Below are 14,199 nucleotides of genomic sequence, written 5' to 3'. Positions count from 1 at the left end.
CCGCCGGCTCTCACGCGGCCCGCAACTTCCGCGCCGCTTCCGCCAGCACCTCGTTCATCCGCGTCTGCCAGCCCGGTCCCGTGGCCTTGAACGCGGCCAGCACCTCGGGATCGACGCGCAGCGAGATCGGGACGCGTCTCACCTCGGCCTTCGGGCGCCCGCCACGGCTCCTGAAGGCGGCAGCGAGATCCGGAGGCAGTCCCTCCGGCCCGAGCCGGAGCCGGGACAGCTCCTCGTCGCTCAGCGGCGGGTTGTCGGACACCTCGTCCCAATCCTCCTGGCCGTAATTCGGATTCGGAACATAGCCGGGAGCGTGCCTAGAGCGCGTCATAGATGGTCCTTTCCTTGCGGTCGGCACGACGGACACTGACGATGTCGGTCGCCTCCGAGCCGAGCGGAGAGACGATCACCATGACGACGGTCACGCCGTACCACGTGCCGACCAGCTTGTGCCGAGCGCGGCCGGTATGGCTGGGCTTGGCCGGCAGGACGGCGTAGCGATCGAAATCGAACGCCTCCTCGAACTCCGCGAAGTCGAAGCCGTGCTTTGCCAGATTCGCTTGCCGCTTCGGCTCGTCGTAGCTGAACAGCATAGTTTCAGTATATACGAAAACCTGGCCTCGGCGAAGGGGCTCGTTGCAGGCACGGGCGCTTGCCGGGATGCCGTCGCGGCTCTCTCGCGCGCGCCTCGTCGCCCGTTACCGCAGCACCTCGCTAGGCCGCCCGCAACTTCCGCGCCGCTTCCGCCAGCACCTCGTTCATCCGCGTCTGCCAGCCCGGCCCCGTGGCCTTGAAGGTCTCGACCACGTCCGGGTCCAGGCGCAGGCTCACGAGCTGCTTGGGCCGCTCGGAGCGCGGTCGGCCGCCGCGACTCGGGAGCGCGGCGTAGACCTCGGGGGGAAGGGACTCGCGGGCGGGGCGCAGCTGGGCCAGTTCCTCGGCGGTCAGAGGCGGGATCTCGCCGTCGAGGTCCCAATCCTCCTCGGAGGTGAGGAGGGAGGGCCGCTCAGGGTGCGCAGTACCGGTCATAGGCTTGCCTTTCCTGTTCATCCGCGCGGCGAAGGCTGACGAGGAACAACGCTTCGCTGCCGAGGGGCGACACGACCGCGAGGACGACGATCTCGCCGTTCCAACGGCCGATGAAGAGGTAGCGGGCACGACCCGTGCGGCTCGGCCGTGTCGGCAGCACCAGGGCGGTGTCACGATCGAAACAGCACTCGAAATCGGCGAGGTCGAAGCCGTGCTTTGCGAGGACCGTCTGCCGCTTCGGCTCGTCGAACACGATCTTCATGGTTTTTGTATCTACAAAAACAGATCCGGGCAAGGTGCGCCCGCCCGACCCTACCCTGTTGCCTGACATCCTCCCCGGTCCCAAATCGCCAATTGACCCTGAGCCGCCGACCGGCTTTCCGTACGGTCCATCCTCCCTCACCCCTCTTCCTCAGGACGACACCCTCATGAAGCGCGCCCGCCGCACCAAGATCGTCGCGACCCTCGGCCCGGCCTCCGAGGATCCGGCGGTGATCGAGGCGCTGTTCGCGGCCGGCGCCGACGTCTTTCGCATCAACATGAGCCACCTGCCCCGGGAACGGCTGAGCGAGCGGGTGGCGACGATCCGGGGCATCGAGCAGAAGCTGAAGCGGCCGATCGCCGTGCTGGTCGATCTCCAGGGCCCCAAGCTCCGGGTCGGGCGCTTCGCCGCGGACGCCGCGACGATCGAGAACGGGCAGGGCTTCGTCCTCGACGACGATCCGACGCCCGGCGACGCGACCCGGGTCCACCTGCCCCACCCCGAGATCCTCTCGGCGCTGGAGCCCGGCCACGCGGTCATCATCGACGACGGCAAGCTGCGCCTCGTCGTGACCGAGGTCGCGCCCGGCCGGGCGGTGACCCGGGTGGTGACCGGCGGCCGGATCTCGAACCGCAAGGGCGTGTCGCTCCCCGACACCACGATTCCCGTCGCGGCGATGACCGAGAAGGACCGCCTCGACCTCGAGGCCGGCCTCGCCGCCGGGGCCGACTGGATCGCGGTGTCGTTCGTGCAGCGGCCGGAGGACGTCGCCGAGGTCAAGGCGGTGGCGCAGGGGCGCGCCCTGGTGATGGCCAAGATCGAGAAGCCGCAGGCGGTGGCGGCCCTCGACGCGATCATGGCGGTGGCCGACGGGCTGATGGTCGCCCGCGGCGATCTCGGGGTCGAGATGCCGCTCGAGCAGGTGCCGGGCGTGCAGAAGCGCATCACCCGCGGGGCGCGCCGCCTCGGCAAGCCGGTGGTGGTGGCCACGCAAATGCTCGAATCGATGATCTCCGCCCCGGTGCCGACCCGGGCCGAGGTCTCGGACGTGGCGACTGCGGTCTACGAAGGCGCCGATGCCGTGATGCTCTCGGCCGAGAGCGCATCCGGCGCCTTTCCGGTCGAGGCGGTCTCGACGATGAACCGCATCGCCGAGCAGGTCGAGCAGGACGGGACCTACTGGTCGATCATCGCGGCCCAGCGCAACCAGCCGGAATCGACCGCCTCCGACGCCATCGCGGCCGCCGCCCACCAGATCGCCGACACGCTCGGGCTCAAGGCCGTGATGGCCTGGACCGCGTCGGGCTCGACGGCCCTGCGCCTCGCCCGCGCCCGGCCCGACGCCACCGTGATCGCGCTCACCCCGAAGCGCGAGACGGCGCGGCGTCTGGCGCTCGCCTGGGGCACCCACCCGATCGTCACCAACGACGCCAGCGACATCGACGACATGTCGTTCCGCGCCTGCAAGTTCGCGGTGCGCGAGGCGTTCGCCGGGATCGGCGATCGGGTGATCGTGGTGGCGGGCCTGCCCTTCGGCACGCCCGGTGCGACGAACCTCGTGCGGATCGCGACCGTGACGCCGGAGCACGCGGCGAAGGCGTGAGGGCTGGTTTGCTGCTATCCTGGATCGGCTGCGACGACGGAGGCCGAGATGTCAGCCACCCTGCTGCGGAACCGGGATATTCCAGCCGGATGCCCCCGGACGATTTCGCCGAGGACGTGGACTTCGAGATGACCAATCTCGGCTGGAAACACACCAATGTTCCGGGGGTGATCTTCGTCTCGTCGCGCCTCGGCGCTCACGGCCCGCGGGTCAAGTGGTAGGCCGAGAAGCCGGAGGGCAATGCGCCGTGCGTCATCGTCTCGATCGGCCCCGACCCGGTGGTCCGCGACGATTTCATCGGCACCGTCCAGTCCCGGCAGGCTGCCGACCTGGTCCGGGCCTGGGTGCGCCTCAACCACGCCGATCTGCTGGTTTTCTGGAACAACGGCACCAGCTGGGACATCGACGAGCTGACGGACTTCACCCGCCGGCTCAGGCCGCTGCCCTGACGTGGGAGCTATGGAACACTGACGTTCCGTGCGACCCTCTGCCAGACCTCCGACTCCGAATTCGCATCGTCGGCAGCGAGGCTGGCAAGACCGTCAGCCCGGTAGGTAAGGACGCGCTTGTCCGGTCGATACAGTGACCATTGCTCCTCCTCGTTCGCTTCGTGCGGCCACATCGTCAGGGTCGCCCCGAGGTCGAACGAGAGCGCGGTTTGGCCAGAGACGGTGTCGAGTGTGAACCCCGTCAGCTTCTGCCCGTCCATCACACGCGCAGCGGCCTCGATCTGCGCGTGAGGACTGCCGTCATTCGCCAGAGCTTCCCCGGAGATCATGACCCGCCACTGGCAGCAGAAAATGAAGAGGTTCCATTCGCCGACCGGCCTGACAAGCCGCCGCGCCGCCAACTGTCTCAACCTGGCGGACGATGAGTTCGAAACGTAGGGCTCTCGGATGGAGAGGCGCGGAACTCCGAACTCGAAGGAGAGAATGCTGCCCTGCCCGCGCTCGACCTGCCAGCAGGGTAGGCCGATCAGCGGCGCGACGGTGGTAGCGATGGCATTGTCCATGAGTCCGATGATGACGTCATGCATCAGATCCGCAAACTCACCCGCTCCGAACTTTCGCGCGAAGCTGCGCTCAGGCATCCTCGATGACCGATGGACATGACTGCGATCCCGACCCTCCGCACATACAGGCTGACGCTGCGGCCCCTCGGCGAGGCGGATCATGCCGCCCTACACGCGCTCGCGCATGACGACGCGGTCGGCCGCTTCATGCACGAGGGCAATCCGCCGTCGATGGCGGATATCACCGCCCGTGTCGCCGGATCGCTGCGTCAATGGGCGCAGCGCGGTTACGGCATGATGGGTGTGGCGGATGCCGAAGGGTTCGTCGGGCGTCTCGGGTTGTTCCACCCGCCCGGGCCCGCGGATCCGCTCCTCGTATATGCGCTGGCCCGGCGCGGATGGGGCCGGGGTTACGCGATCGAGGGCGGTCGCGCGTTCCTGCAATGGTTCCGCGAGACCCACGGAACCATGCCGATCCTGGCGCAGATCGACCCGCGCAACGACGGGTCTGCGCGGGTGGCGGCCAGGCTCGGGGGTCGACGGACGGGAACGACGTCGCGGGCGGGCCAGACGCTGGACGTATGGACCTTCAGCGCCTGACCATTCGTGCCGTCCGCCCCGCCGGCCCGTTGCGCGATCGGGCCGAGTTCGATCTCTACTCCGCCCCCGCCCCCGCCCGCTCCCGCGCCGCCAGCGCCTCGATCTCCGCCACCACCGTGTCGGCGGCGACGTACTGGAGCATGTGGCCGACGCCCGGCACCACCACGAGCTTCGCGCCCGGCACCTCGCGGGCGAGCGCCCTCGCGTGCACGTCGGTCTTCACCACCGGGTCGCTGTCGCCGGCGACGATCACCGTGGGAGCGGTGATCTCGCGGTAGCGCGGGCTCTGGCGCTGCAGGAAACCGTAGAGCCCGTCGAGGTCGCGCAGGTTGGCGGCGAAGGTCGAGGGGCGAAGCACCAGCGGCACCCGCGCACCGTCGAGGTAGCCCGCGGGCAGCCCCTGCGGGCGGAACACCGCCTCGGCGAAGCGGTCGAGCCACGTGTAGCCGAGGGGCGCGGCGACCGTGTAGGTGGCGATCGTGAGCAGGATCCGCCCAGGGAGCGAGCGGTACCAGCCGGCATAGCCCCCCACCCCGCCGCCGGGCCAGGGATGGCTGACGGGGGCGAGCAGCGCCAGGCCGGCGACCCGCTCCGGGTGATCGAGGGCGATCGCGGTGGCGAGCGCGCCGGACCAGGAATGGCCGACGATCAGGGCCGGGCCGACCTTCATCGCCGCCAGCGCCTCGCCGATCAGCCGCGCCTGCACCGCCGGCGAGGCGGCGTCCGGGGCGATGCGGTCGCTGTAGCCGAAGCCGGGCCGGTCGAAGGAAAGCACCCGGAAGCCGTCGCCGGCGAGGCGCCGGCCGATCGCCAGCATCGGGTCCATGGCGTTGGCCGACGCCCCGTGCAGCAGCACCACCGTGCCGCGGCTGGGTGCCCCCTCGCCCGGGCCGGCCTCGATCACCGCGAGGTGGCCGCCCTCGACCGCCACGCGCCGACCGGCCGGGGGATAGCGCGCCTCGACCACCAGGGTGATGATCCAGGTGGCGAGGAGGCAGGCGGCGACGAGCGCCGCGACGGCGCCGCCGAGGAGGCCGGCGATCAGGGTCAGCACGCGGGAAATCCGTCCTCTACGCCGGCGCATCGGGCCGGGCGGCAGGCGAGGCGATACCGGACCGCGAGAGAGCGATCACAGGTCGCGGCCGTCGACGTCGGGGGCGAGGCGCTCGATCGCCTCGTGCACCTTGCCCATGCGGGGATAGATCGCCTCGGCGCGGCGGAAGGCGGCGAGCGCCCGGGCCTTGTCGTCGCTCGCCATGTAGATGTGCGCGAGCGCCGCCCAGGCCTCGAAGTGGCGCGGCTCCAGGGTCAGCGTCTTGTGCAGGTCGGCGAGCGCGCTCGCCTGGTCCTCGAGCAGGTAGAAGGCGGTGGCGCGCCGGCTCCAGCCCTCGGCCCAGCCCGGCTCCAGCACCGTCACCCGGTCGAGGAGCTCGACGGCCAGCGGATAGTCCTTGGCCTGCATCGCCTCCGCGGCGCGGCTCGCCAGCAGGTCGACGGTGTCGCTGCCCGACCGGTCGAGGCGGCGCTCGATCAGCTGGGCGACGCCGCGGGCCTCGGCATCGTCCTTGGCGCCTTTGAGCCGGGCGTAGAGGTCGTCGAGGGTGACGGGCGCGCGCGGCGTCTCCTTCGGAGCATCCTTGCGAGGCGCATCCGGTGCCGCGACCACGGGAAGGATCGCCGAAACGACGAAAGCCGGCGCTCCGAGGAGGCCGGCCATCATGCAGATCGGAAGAGGGAGACGGCGCATGCCGGCACTGTCCGGCGCCGGCGCGGTCCCGTCAACGCGATGGCTTGCCGCGGTTCGCCCCGCGGCGCGCCATCCGCGTGCTTCAGCCCTGGCGGGCCTTGTAGCGCTTCTGGGTCTTGTTGATGACGTAGACCCGGCCCTTGCGGCGCACGAGCTGGTTGTCACGGTGCCGGCCGCGGAGCGACTTCAGCGAGTTGCGGATCTTCATCGGTCTGGTCTCACGTCGGTGCGCCGGAACGCCCGGGCGCGGATGGGAAAGCGGGCTCGCGGCGAATGCCCGGGACGAAGAAGGTCCAGGACGAACGCCGACGCCGGGCGATGCGGAGCACCGCCCGTGCGGAGGCGCGTGACTTACCCGGCGAGGGGCCGAAAAGTCAACCGGATCGCGGCGAAAACGTCGCGGCGAAGGCCTCTTACGGCCGCGCGAAGGGCGCGTCCGGGGTCGCTGCGGGCGAGCCGGGGGCCAGGGGCTCGTCGTCGCCGATCACGCTGGTGGTCCCGCCGGGCGGGCCGTCGAAGCCGACGACGCCCATCGGGTTGCTCGGCGTGACGTTCGGGTTCGGCCGCAGGGGCCGGACGCTGCCGGTCGCGAGCGGATCGACCGGCGTCGCGCGCGGGCTGACGGTGATGTCGAGGGCTTCCTGGGCGAAGGCCGGGCCGGCGAGGCCGAGGCCGAGGAGGCCGACGAGGGCGAGTGTCGTCTTCATGGTGGCGTGTCTCCGGTGCGGCGGTGCCGCCGCCTTCTGCCGGTTCAACCTGCCGGAGCCGGGGCCGGTTTCCTGACCCTCCGGCATGCCTCCGGCGCGGCAACGTGTGCCGTTGCCTGCGCGTTGACCCGTCTCGGCCCGAGCCTAGCTTGTCCGGAACGGGCGCTTACGCCCGCTCGGGAGAGGCTGTGATGGCGGGGACCTCGGTCGCGGTGGTCGGCGGCGGGTTGGGCGGGCTGGCGGCGGCCTGCGTGGCCGCCTCGCGCGGGCACGACGTCACCCTCTACGACAAGAACGCCTGGATCGGCGGCAAGGCCGCGGTGCTGCGCGAGGGCGGATTCCGCTTCGACATGGGGCCGACCATCCTGACGGTGCCCCGCGTCCTCGAGCGCATCTTCGCCGAGTCCGGCCGCTCGGTGCACGACTACATGGACCTGCGCCGCCTCGACCCGCAATGGCGCTGCTTCTTCGACGACGGCAGCCGCATCGACCTGATGGAGAACGTCTCGGCGATGGCGGCCGAGATGGACCGCTTCGCCCCCGGCCAGAAGGCGGGCGAAGGTTACAAGCGCTTCCTCGCGCTCTCCGAGCACCTGCACGGCGTCTCGGAGAAGTTCTTCTTCTGGAAGCCGGTCCAGGACCTGTTCGACACGATCGACATCCGCGCCAACCTCAATCCCGGCACCCTGCGCGACGTGCTCTCGCTGCGCATGCACGCCTCGGTCGCCGGCACCATCCGGGGCAAGGTGCGCGACGCCCGCCTCGCCCAGATGCTCGACCACTTCGTGCAGTATGTCGGTTCCTCGCCCTACGGCGCGCCGGCGGTGCTCTGCGCCATCGCCCACATGCAGACCGCCGACGGGGTCTGGTACCCGATGGGCGGCACGAGGGCGGTGGCCGAGGGGCTGATGAAGCTCGCCGGCGATCTCGGCGCGACGCTGAAGGCCGACAGCGAGGTCGAAGGCGTCGCGATCGAGAACGGCGCCGTCAAGGGCGTGCGGGTCGGCGGGACGGTCGTGCCTTACGACAAGGTCATCTCCAACATGGACGCGGTGCGCACCTACCGCGAGCTCGTCGGCGGCGAGGTCGGGCGCACGTACGAGAAGCGCAGCTTCGAGCCGGCCTGCTCGGGCGTGGTGCTGTATCTCGGCTTGAACAAGCGCTACGACCACCTCGCCCACCACGACTTCGTGTTCTCGCGCGACCCCGAGGAGGAGTTCGACGCGATCTACCGCAAGGGCGAGCCGGCGCCGGACCCGACCGCCTATCTCGCGGCACCCAGCAGCACCGACCCGTCGGTGGCGCCCGAGGGCGGCGAGGCGCTCTACGTGCTGGTCCACACGCCCTACCTGCGCCCGCACCACGACTGGTCGCAGATGTTCCCGGCCTACCGCCAGAAGATCCTCGACAAGCTCAAGCGCACCGCCGGGATGCCGGACATCGAGGAGCGCATCGTCGTCGAGCGCCACCTGACCCCGGCCGACATCCATTCGCGCTACAAGGTGCTGAACGGCGCGATCTACGGCCTGGCCTCCCACGGCCGGATCATGGGGGCGTTCAAGCCCGGCAACCGCTCGCGGGAGGTGCGCGGCCTCTACCTCGCCGGCGGCGCCGCCCATCCGGGGCCGGGCATGCCGATGGTGATGATGTCGGGCTGGATCGCCGCCGACGCCCTCGACCAGGATGCCCGCGGCACCGCCGAGGACCTGAAGGCGGCCTCGTGAGCGGGCGGGTCCCGCCCTCCCGGCGGGTCTCGCCCTCCCGGGGGGGCCTGCCGCCGGATCCGGTCGCGGCCCGCTCCCCCCTGATCTGGCGCTTCATGGGCGTGTACTTCGCCCGCTACGTGAGGCGCCACCTCAACGCCGTCCGGCTGGTGCAATGGGGCCAGCCCCCGGCCTCGCCCGATGCCGGCCCGGTGGTGGTCTATTCCAACCACCCGGCCTGGTGGGACGCGGCGCTGATCATCCTGCTCGCCCAGCGCTTCTTCCCCGACGACGAGAGCTACGCGCCGTTCGACGCCGCGATGCTCGCCCGCTACCGCATCTTTTCCCGCATGGGCGCCTTCGGGGTCGACCTCGACTCGGCCCGCGGCGCGGCGTCGTTCATGGCCGCCTCGCGCAAGATCCTCGACCGGCCGGGCCGGGTGATGTGGATCACCGCGCAAGGCCGCTTCAGCGACGTGCGCGAGCGGCCCTTGGGGCTGCGCCCCGGCGTCGCGCGCCTGGCCGAGCTCGCGCCCGACGCCCTGTTCGTGCCGCTCGCCCTCGACTACGCTTTCTGGGAGGAGCGCGGGGCGGAGGCCTGCGCCGCCTTCGGGCCGGGAATTCCCGGCCGCGATCTCCTCGCCCTGCCCCGCCCGGACCGCCTCGCCCGCCTGGAGGCCGACCTGACCGCCACCCTCGACCGCCTCGGCGCCGACGTGCGCAGCCGCGATCCCGCCCGCTTCACCTCCCTGCTCGACGGGCGGCGCGGCGTCGGCGGCGTCTACGACGCCTGGCACCGGCTGGGCGCGGCCCTCGCCGGGCGCCGCTTCGTGGCAGGCCACCGCGAGGGCCGGGCGCCGTGACCGTCCTGGCGATCCTCGCCCTCGCCCTGGCGCTGCTGCCGGCAGCCCTCGCCCTCGCCAACCTGCTGGCCCTGCGCAAGTCCCGGCCCGGTCTGCCCGCACCCGACGGCCTGGTCTCGATCCTGATCCCGGCCCGCAACGAGGCCGGCAACATCGGCCCGACCCTGGCGGCGGCGCTCGCCAGCACCGGAATCCCGATCGAGGTGATCGTCGCCGACGACCACTCGACCGACGGGACGGCGGCGATCGTCGCGCAGGCGGCGGCCGGCGATCCCCGCCTGCGCCTGATCCCGGTGCCGCCCCTGCCGCCGGGCTGGACCGGCAAGAACCACGCCTGCCACGTCCTCGCGGAGGAAGCGACCGGGCGCCACCTGCTGTTCATCGACGCCGACGTGCGCCTCGCGCCCGACGGCGCCGCGTCCCTGGTGGCCGCTGCCGAGGCGGCGGGCGCGGCGCTCGTCAGCGGCGTGCCCCGCCAGGTCACCGGCAGCGTCGGCGAGCGCCTGACCGTGCCGATGATCAACTTCCTGCTGCTCGGCTACCTGCCGATCCCGCTGATGCGCCGCTTGCGCGATCCCGCCCTCGGGGCGGCGTGCGGCCAGCTGGTTCTGGTGCAGGCGGACGCCTATCGCCGGGTCGGCGGCCACGCGGCGATCCGCGGGAGCCTGCACGACGGCGTGCGCCTGCCCCGGGTGTTTCGCCGCGCCGGCCTCACCACCGACCTCGTGGCCGCGAGCGACCTCGCGACCTGCCGGATGTACGCGGATTTTGCCCAGGCCTGGGCCGGCTTCTCGAAGAACGCCCACGAGGGCCTCGCGACGCCCCGCGCCCTGCCGGTCTGGACCCTGCTGCTCGGCGGCGGCCACGTGCTGCCGCTGCTCCTGGTTCTCGCCGCCCTCCTCGGGGCCGGCAGCCTGCCGCTGGCGGGGGCCGCCCTCGCCGTCTCCCTCGTCACGCGGGCGGCGATCACGCTGTTCACCCGCGAAGACCCCTGGACGATCCCGCTCCATCCCCTCACCGTGGCCCTGGCGCTGGCCTTGCAATGGAACGCGCTCCTGCGCCCGGCCCGGGCCGGGGTCGCCACCTGGAAGGGGCGCAGTTACCAGGCGGGGTGAATCGCCAGGCCGGGTGAATCATCAGGCGGCCTGACGCTCACGAGAGGGACAGCATGACCGAGATCCGCGACCTCGACGGCACCGCGACGCTCCAGGCCTACCGCGACCGCAGCCTCTCCCCGCGCGAGGTGGTGGCGGATGCGCTCGCCCGCATCGACCGCTACGGCCCGGACCTCGACGCCTTCGTGCTCGTCGACCGCGACGGGGCGATGGAGGCCGCCGCGGCCTCCGAGGCCCGCTGGGCCAAGGGAGAGCCCCGCGGGCCCCTCGACGGCGTCACCTTCACGATCAAGGACAACATCGCCTGGGCCGGCCGGCCGATGCGCCGCGGCTCGCTCACCACCTCCGACGCGCCGGCGGCCGAGAACGCCCCCATCGTCGACCGCCTCCTCGAGGCCGGCGCCATCCCGCTCGCCAAGACCACGATGCCGGAATTCGGCTGGAAGGGCCTCGGCGACTCGACCCACACGGGGGCCACCCGCAACCCGTGGGACACGCGCACCACCACCGGCGGCTCCTCGGCCGGGGCGGCGGCCGCGGCGGCGCTCAACCTCGGCCTTCTCCATATCGGCACCGACGGGGCGGGCTCGATCCGCATCCCGGCTGCCTTCTGCGGCGTCTACGGGCTGAAGCCCAGCTTCGGCCGGGTGCCGGCCTTCCCGCCCTCGCCCTTCGGGCCAGTGGCGCATCTCGGGCCGATGACCCGGGCCGTGCGCGATTCCGCCCTGATGATGCAGGCCATCGCCCGGCCCGATCCCCGCGACATGGCCGCCTCCCTCGCTGAGCCGCCGGACTACGCGGCCGGCCTCGAGGACGGGGTGCGGGGCCTGCGCGTCGCCTGGAGCCCGCGCCTCGGCTTCGCCGCCTCGGTCGATCCCGAGGTGGCCCGCCTGACCGAGGCGGCGGCGAGAGCCTTCGCGGATCTCGGCGCGATCGTCGAGGAGGCCGATCCGGGCTTCGCCGACCCGGTCGACATCCTGAACGGCATCTGGCTCGTCGGCGCCTGGTGCGTGCTGCGGGGGATCCCGGAGGAGCGGCGCGGCCTCGTCGAGCCGGCCCTGCGGGAAGCCGCCGAGCGCGGGCGCGCGATCGCGGCGCCGGACTTCGTCGCCGCCCTCAACGCGCGGGGCGCGCTGTTCACCACCATGGCGCGCTTCCACCGGACCTACGACCTGCTCCTCACCCCCTCGCTCGCCATACCGTCCTTCGCGGTCGGCAACCTGACCCCGCCGGACGGGGGCTACGGCGACGACTGGCTCAACTGGACGCCGTTCTCCTATCCCTTCAACCTCACCGGCCAGCCCGCCGCGAGCGTGCCCTGCGGGCTGACCGGGAGCGGCCTGCCGGTCGGCCTGCAGATCGTCGGCCCGATGGGAGCGGATGCGCGGGTGCTCGCCGCCTCGCGCGCCTTCGAGGCGGCCCGTCCCTGGCCACTCCTGGCCGAGCCGCGGGTGATGCACCGGGATTGAGACCGACGGTCGTTGAGAACGACCTCCGGCCCGGCTCTCGAAGTGCCGCCAAGCCTTCGGCTTGCGATCGGAAAATCGCGATGGATCAACCGCCTGACGCGTCAGCCTCTCGGGCCGTCGGTCGGGCGCATCAGCCCGCCATCTCCCGATTACCGACGCGCCGGCACCGATACCGGCCTTGCCGGTCACGAACCCGCGAGACGGCGGGGCGCGACGAAAGCGTTCCGAACCGCCCTACTCCGCCGACGTTGTTAGGCTCTGAGGAAAACCTTCCTTCACGATCAGGAGATGGTGCCATGAGGCATCTCGTACTCGCGTCCGCGCTCGCCGCCGGCGCCCTCGCCCTGTCCACGGCAGGGGCCGATGCCCGCGGCGGCTTCCGGGGCGGCGGCTTCGGCGGTGGCGGCTTCCACGGCGGCGGTTTCGGCGGCGGCGGCTTCCGGGGTGGCGGCCTGGGTGGCGGCGGCTTTCGCGGCGGCCTCGGCGGGGCCGGCTTCCGGGGCGGCGCCCTCGGCGGCGGCTTCCGGGGTGCAGGTTTCGGCGGCGGCTATCGCGGGGTCGGGATCGGCGGCGGATATCGTGGCGGCTTCGGCGGATACCGCGGCGCCGGCTTCGGCGGCTATCGCGGCGGCTACGGCGGGTATCGCGGCTACGGGTATCGCGGCGGCTACGGGCGCGGCCTCGGCTACGGCCTCGCCGGGGTCGGCCTGGGTCTCGGGCTCGGCTACGGCCTGTCCAACGTCGGCTATGGCGGCGGGTATTACGGGGGCTATTACGGCGGCTGCGGCCCTTACGCGACCTACGACGAGGTCTACGGGACCTGCGTCTCCTACGGCTACGGCTACTGACGCGCCACCGGCCGCGGGCGGTCTCGCGCGCCCGCAAAGGTGGAGCGGAGCTTCGCACGCGTGAGCGCATTGGGTTTCCGCACCGCGGCGGCGGATGCCCTGTCTCGGTCCAACGCGGTCGATGCGGAGGACGAAATCGCGTGAGGGGCGAGCCGGGCGGTCCTCCGCCCGGCTCGCCCCTCCGGTTCCAGGGAGTGACGTGATGGCCGATTCACCCAAGCCCGGCGACAAGGCCGATCCCGGGACGCCCGGCACCGGCGAGAACCTCTGCCCGCGCTGCGCCGGCTCGGGCCGCCTCGCGGGTGAGCCCTGCCCGGACTGCGCCGGCACCGGCACGGTGACCGAGCCGATCGGCGGCGCCTGACGCGCCGCGCGTCCCGGGAAGCACCGTCAGGGCGCCAGGATGATCTCCGCGAGCGCGAGGGCCTTGGCCAGGGCGGCCTCGGTCTTCGGCGTCGGCGGGGCCGGCTCCTGGGCCTCGCGCCGCAGCGCCTGCAGCACCGCCTCCCGCGCGTCGGGGTCGCGCTCCGCCCGCTCGCGCAGCAGGGCGGTCACGATCAGCTCGAGGGCGCCCAGGCGCGCCTCGACGTCGTCCTCGAAGGTCAGCGGCGCGCTCATCGGCGGCCTTCCGGGTCGCTCACGGCTGTCCCCTCCCGCATCTCGTCGATCCGCGCCGCGAGCAGCCGGATCTTGCACGACGAGGCGAGCTGCCCCGCCGCCGAGCCGCCATGGTAGTCGAAGTCGTAGAGGCTGTCGCAGTGGCGCCGGAAATACTCCTCCCAGGCGGCCTGTGCCGCCAGGAAGGCCTTGCGCCAGTTCTCCGAATCCTCGCGGCCGGCGAGGCTGCCGGGACTCGGCGGCCGGGTGGCGACCGCCGCGATGCCGGCGAGCTTGCGCTCCACCGCCGCGTCGAGCCGGGCCCGCAACGCCTTGGCGGCATCGTCGAGGCAGGCCCCCTTGCGGTATTCCGGCAGCGCCTTGCCGGCGCAGGAGCGGAGGATGGCCGTCGTGGAGACCGGCTTGCCCTCCGGCGCCGCGACGGCGACGGAGGTCGCGACGGCGAGCATCGGGCCGACCGTGCCGAAGGCCCGCCTCATCCGAGCCACTTCCCCATGAGATCGCCCCCGGCCAGCGCGACGCCGACCGCCGCGATCACCGCGCCGGTGACGAGCAGCAGCACCTGCTCGCGCGACGGGAGGCGCCGTCCGCGCGTCCGCCGCCAGGGATTGGCCAGCGCCATC

At 72.3% G+C, this 14,199-nt stretch carries 22 protein-coding genes; 10 read left to right on the top strand and 12 right to left on the bottom strand.

Annotated features, from left to right (window positions below):
- Positions 1 to 10: 10 nt before the first annotated feature.
- The 4 genes from DK419_RS25195 to DK419_RS25180 all read right to left on the bottom strand — a co-directional run bounded on the left by DK419_RS25195 (position 11) and on the right by DK419_RS25180 (position 1,291).
- Positions 11 to 331, bottom strand: coding sequence for a BrnA antitoxin family protein (locus DK419_RS25195; protein ID WP_109961508.1), 321 nt, complete (start codon positions 329 to 331; stop codon positions 11 to 13).
- Positions 318 to 593, bottom strand: coding sequence for a BrnT family toxin (locus DK419_RS25190; protein ID WP_109961507.1), 276 nt, complete (start codon positions 591 to 593; stop codon positions 318 to 320). The genes DK419_RS25195 and DK419_RS25190 overlap by 14 nt, the downstream gene beginning before the upstream one ends.
- 121 nt (positions 594 to 714) lie before the next feature.
- Complete coding sequence (locus DK419_RS25185; RefSeq protein WP_109961506.1) at positions 715 to 1,029, bottom strand: BrnA antitoxin family protein; 315 nt, start codon at positions 1,027 to 1,029, stop codon at positions 715 to 717.
- Positions 1,007 to 1,291: a BrnT family toxin gene (locus DK419_RS25180; protein WP_109961505.1), complete on the bottom strand. Its 285-nt coding sequence runs from the start codon at positions 1,289 to 1,291 to the stop codon at positions 1,007 to 1,009. Before DK419_RS25180 ends, DK419_RS25185 begins: the two co-directional genes overlap by 23 nt.
- A 166-nt stretch (positions 1,292 to 1,457) precedes the next feature.
- Here DK419_RS25180 and pyk point away from each other — a divergent pair, with 166 nt between their 5' ends.
- The 3 genes from pyk (at position 1,458) to DK419_RS28860 (ending at position 3,343) form a co-directional block, all read left to right on the top strand.
- Positions 1,458 to 2,894, top strand: coding sequence for a pyruvate kinase (gene pyk, locus DK419_RS25175; protein ID WP_109961504.1), 1,437 nt, complete (start codon positions 1,458 to 1,460; stop codon positions 2,892 to 2,894).
- 89 nt (positions 2,895 to 2,983) lie between these two features.
- Positions 2,984 to 3,115 (top strand): hypothetical protein, encoded by a 132-nt coding sequence (locus DK419_RS29880; protein ID WP_280953914.1) that lies wholly within the window; start codon positions 2,984 to 2,986, stop codon positions 3,113 to 3,115.
- A gap of 57 nt (positions 3,116 to 3,172) precedes the next feature.
- Entirely contained in the window at positions 3,173 to 3,343 is a 171-nt protein-coding gene (locus tag DK419_RS28860) for a hypothetical protein (RefSeq protein WP_162561398.1), read from the top strand.
- Between the two features lie 8 nt (positions 3,344 to 3,351).
- Here DK419_RS28860 and DK419_RS25170 read toward each other — a convergent pair whose 3' ends face one another.
- The gene (locus tag DK419_RS25170) at positions 3,352 to 3,984 is read right to left on the bottom strand and encodes a hypothetical protein (RefSeq protein ID WP_109961503.1); all 633 of its coding nucleotides are present in this window, start codon (positions 3,982 to 3,984) and stop codon (positions 3,352 to 3,354) included.
- Between the two features lie 12 nt (positions 3,985 to 3,996).
- On the opposite strand from DK419_RS25170, the gene DK419_RS25165 reads away from it, so the two are divergent.
- A complete protein-coding gene (locus tag DK419_RS25165; protein ID WP_109961502.1) occupies positions 3,997 to 4,506 on the top strand; it encodes a GNAT family N-acetyltransferase in 510 nt (169 codons plus the stop codon).
- Positions 4,507 to 4,561: 55 nt separating this feature from the next.
- Here DK419_RS25165 and DK419_RS25160 read toward each other — a convergent pair whose 3' ends face one another.
- The 4 genes from DK419_RS25160 to DK419_RS25145 form a co-directional block, all read right to left on the bottom strand.
- Positions 4,562 to 5,590: an alpha/beta fold hydrolase gene (locus DK419_RS25160; protein ID WP_109961501.1), complete on the bottom strand. Its 1,029-nt coding sequence runs from the start codon at positions 5,588 to 5,590 to the stop codon at positions 4,562 to 4,564.
- Between the two features lie 45 nt (positions 5,591 to 5,635).
- A complete protein-coding gene (locus DK419_RS25155) occupies positions 5,636 to 6,253 on the bottom strand; it encodes a tetratricopeptide repeat protein (RefSeq protein ID WP_109961500.1) in 618 nt (205 codons plus the stop codon).
- Between the two features lie 82 nt (positions 6,254 to 6,335).
- On the bottom strand, positions 6,336 to 6,461 hold the full coding sequence (gene ykgO / locus DK419_RS25150) for a type B 50S ribosomal protein L36 (RefSeq protein WP_012334921.1): 126 nt from the start codon (positions 6,459 to 6,461) through the stop codon (positions 6,336 to 6,338).
- A gap of 205 nt (positions 6,462 to 6,666) precedes the next feature.
- Positions 6,667 to 6,960, bottom strand: coding sequence for a hypothetical protein (locus tag DK419_RS25145; protein ID WP_109961499.1), 294 nt, complete (start codon positions 6,958 to 6,960; stop codon positions 6,667 to 6,669).
- Positions 6,961 to 7,151: 191 nt separating this feature from the next.
- Here DK419_RS25145 and DK419_RS25140 point away from each other — a divergent pair, with 191 nt between their 5' ends.
- The 6 genes from DK419_RS25140 (at position 7,152) to DK419_RS29090 (ending at position 13,322) form a co-directional block, all read left to right on the top strand.
- Entirely contained in the window at positions 7,152 to 8,684 is a 1,533-nt protein-coding gene (locus DK419_RS25140) for a phytoene desaturase family protein (RefSeq protein ID WP_425352614.1), read from the top strand.
- A 95-nt stretch (positions 8,685 to 8,779) separates the two neighbouring features.
- Positions 8,780 to 9,526, top strand: a complete 747-nt coding sequence (locus DK419_RS29665) for a lysophospholipid acyltransferase family protein (RefSeq protein WP_109962494.1) — start codon at positions 8,780 to 8,782, stop codon at positions 9,524 to 9,526.
- The gene (locus tag DK419_RS29660) at positions 9,523 to 10,641 is read left to right on the top strand and encodes a glycosyltransferase family 2 protein (protein ID WP_109961497.1); all 1,119 of its coding nucleotides are present in this window, start codon (positions 9,523 to 9,525) and stop codon (positions 10,639 to 10,641) included. The genes DK419_RS29665 and DK419_RS29660 overlap by 4 nt, the downstream gene beginning before the upstream one ends.
- 53 nt (positions 10,642 to 10,694) lie before the next feature.
- Positions 10,695 to 12,110 (top strand): amidase, encoded by a 1,416-nt coding sequence (locus tag DK419_RS25125; protein WP_109961496.1) that lies wholly within the window; start codon positions 10,695 to 10,697, stop codon positions 12,108 to 12,110.
- 296 nt (positions 12,111 to 12,406) lie between these two features.
- Positions 12,407 to 12,958: a hypothetical protein gene (locus DK419_RS25120; protein ID WP_109961495.1), complete on the top strand. Its 552-nt coding sequence runs from the start codon at positions 12,407 to 12,409 to the stop codon at positions 12,956 to 12,958.
- Positions 12,959 to 13,160: 202 nt separating this feature from the next.
- Positions 13,161 to 13,322: a hypothetical protein gene (locus tag DK419_RS29090; protein WP_167450846.1), complete on the top strand. Its 162-nt coding sequence runs from the start codon at positions 13,161 to 13,163 to the stop codon at positions 13,320 to 13,322.
- Positions 13,323 to 13,348: 26 nt separating this feature from the next.
- Here DK419_RS29090 and DK419_RS25115 read toward each other — a convergent pair whose 3' ends face one another.
- From DK419_RS25115 to DK419_RS28855, 3 genes are read right to left on the bottom strand one after another with little or no spacing between them, the layout of a single operon-like run.
- Complete coding sequence (locus DK419_RS25115; protein WP_109961494.1) at positions 13,349 to 13,576, bottom strand: hypothetical protein; 228 nt, start codon at positions 13,574 to 13,576, stop codon at positions 13,349 to 13,351.
- Positions 13,573 to 14,055, bottom strand: coding sequence for a lysozyme inhibitor LprI family protein (locus DK419_RS25110; protein WP_109961493.1), 483 nt, complete (start codon positions 14,053 to 14,055; stop codon positions 13,573 to 13,575). Before DK419_RS25110 ends, DK419_RS25115 begins: the two co-directional genes overlap by 4 nt.
- On the bottom strand, positions 14,052 to 14,198 hold the full coding sequence (locus tag DK419_RS28855; RefSeq protein ID WP_162561397.1) for a hypothetical protein: 147 nt from the start codon (positions 14,196 to 14,198) through the stop codon (positions 14,052 to 14,054). Before DK419_RS28855 ends, DK419_RS25110 begins: the two co-directional genes overlap by 4 nt.
- Position 14,199: the final 1 nt, after the last annotated feature.

Source organism: Methylobacterium terrae, from assembly GCF_003173755.1.
Classification (GTDB): Bacteria; Pseudomonadota; Alphaproteobacteria; order Rhizobiales; family Beijerinckiaceae; genus Methylobacterium; species Methylobacterium terrae.
Note: the sequence above shows the minus strand (reverse complement) of the source record. Positions and strands in the feature narration are given on the sequence as shown.

Bases quoted from the DNA above. Each gene is read 5' to 3' on its own strand.
- DK419_RS25120 (WP_109961495.1), top strand. From the start codon at position 12,407: ATGAGGCATCTCGTACTCGCGTCCGCGCTCGCCGCCGGCGCCCTCGCC.
- DK419_RS25195 (WP_109961508.1), bottom strand. From the start codon at position 331: ATGACGCGCTCTAGGCACGCTCCCGGCTATGTTCCGAATCCGAATTAC.
- DK419_RS25170 (WP_109961503.1), bottom strand. From the start codon at position 3,984: ATGCCTGAGCGCAGCTTCGCGCGAAAGTTCGGAGCGGGTGAGTTTGCG.
- DK419_RS29665 (WP_109962494.1), top strand. From the start codon at position 8,780: ATGGGCGTGTACTTCGCCCGCTACGTGAGGCGCCACCTCAACGCCGTC.
- DK419_RS25180 (WP_109961505.1), bottom strand. From the start codon at position 1,291: ATGAAGATCGTGTTCGACGAGCCGAAGCGGCAGACGGTCCTCGCAAAG.
- DK419_RS29090 (WP_167450846.1), top strand. From the start codon at position 13,161: ATGGCCGATTCACCCAAGCCCGGCGACAAGGCCGATCCCGGGACGCCC.
- ykgO (WP_012334921.1), bottom strand. From the start codon at position 6,461: ATGAAGATCCGCAACTCGCTGAAGTCGCTCCGCGGCCGGCACCGTGAC.
- DK419_RS25160 (WP_109961501.1), bottom strand. From the start codon at position 5,590: ATGCGCCGGCGTAGAGGACGGATTTCCCGCGTGCTGACCCTGATCGCC.
- DK419_RS25185 (WP_109961506.1), bottom strand. From the start codon at position 1,029: ATGACCGGTACTGCGCACCCTGAGCGGCCCTCCCTCCTCACCTCCGAG.
- DK419_RS28855 (WP_162561397.1), bottom strand. From the start codon at position 14,198: ATGGCGCTGGCCAATCCCTGGCGGCGGACGCGCGGACGGCGCCTCCCG.
- DK419_RS29880 (WP_280953914.1), top strand. From the start codon at position 2,984: ATGCCCCCGGACGATTTCGCCGAGGACGTGGACTTCGAGATGACCAAT.
- DK419_RS25155 (WP_109961500.1), bottom strand. From the start codon at position 6,253: ATGCGCCGTCTCCCTCTTCCGATCTGCATGATGGCCGGCCTCCTCGGA.
- DK419_RS25125 (WP_109961496.1), top strand. From the start codon at position 10,695: ATGACCGAGATCCGCGACCTCGACGGCACCGCGACGCTCCAGGCCTAC.
- DK419_RS25165 (WP_109961502.1), top strand. From the start codon at position 3,997: ATGGACATGACTGCGATCCCGACCCTCCGCACATACAGGCTGACGCTG.
- DK419_RS25145 (WP_109961499.1), bottom strand. From the start codon at position 6,960: ATGAAGACGACACTCGCCCTCGTCGGCCTCCTCGGCCTCGGCCTCGCC.
- DK419_RS25115 (WP_109961494.1), bottom strand. From the start codon at position 13,576: ATGAGCGCGCCGCTGACCTTCGAGGACGACGTCGAGGCGCGCCTGGGC.
- pyk (WP_109961504.1), top strand. From the start codon at position 1,458: ATGAAGCGCGCCCGCCGCACCAAGATCGTCGCGACCCTCGGCCCGGCC.
- DK419_RS25190 (WP_109961507.1), bottom strand. From the start codon at position 593: ATGCTGTTCAGCTACGACGAGCCGAAGCGGCAAGCGAATCTGGCAAAG.
- DK419_RS25140 (WP_425352614.1), top strand. From the start codon at position 7,152: ATGGCGGGGACCTCGGTCGCGGTGGTCGGCGGCGGGTTGGGCGGGCTG.
- DK419_RS25110 (WP_109961493.1), bottom strand. From the start codon at position 14,055: ATGAGGCGGGCCTTCGGCACGGTCGGCCCGATGCTCGCCGTCGCGACC.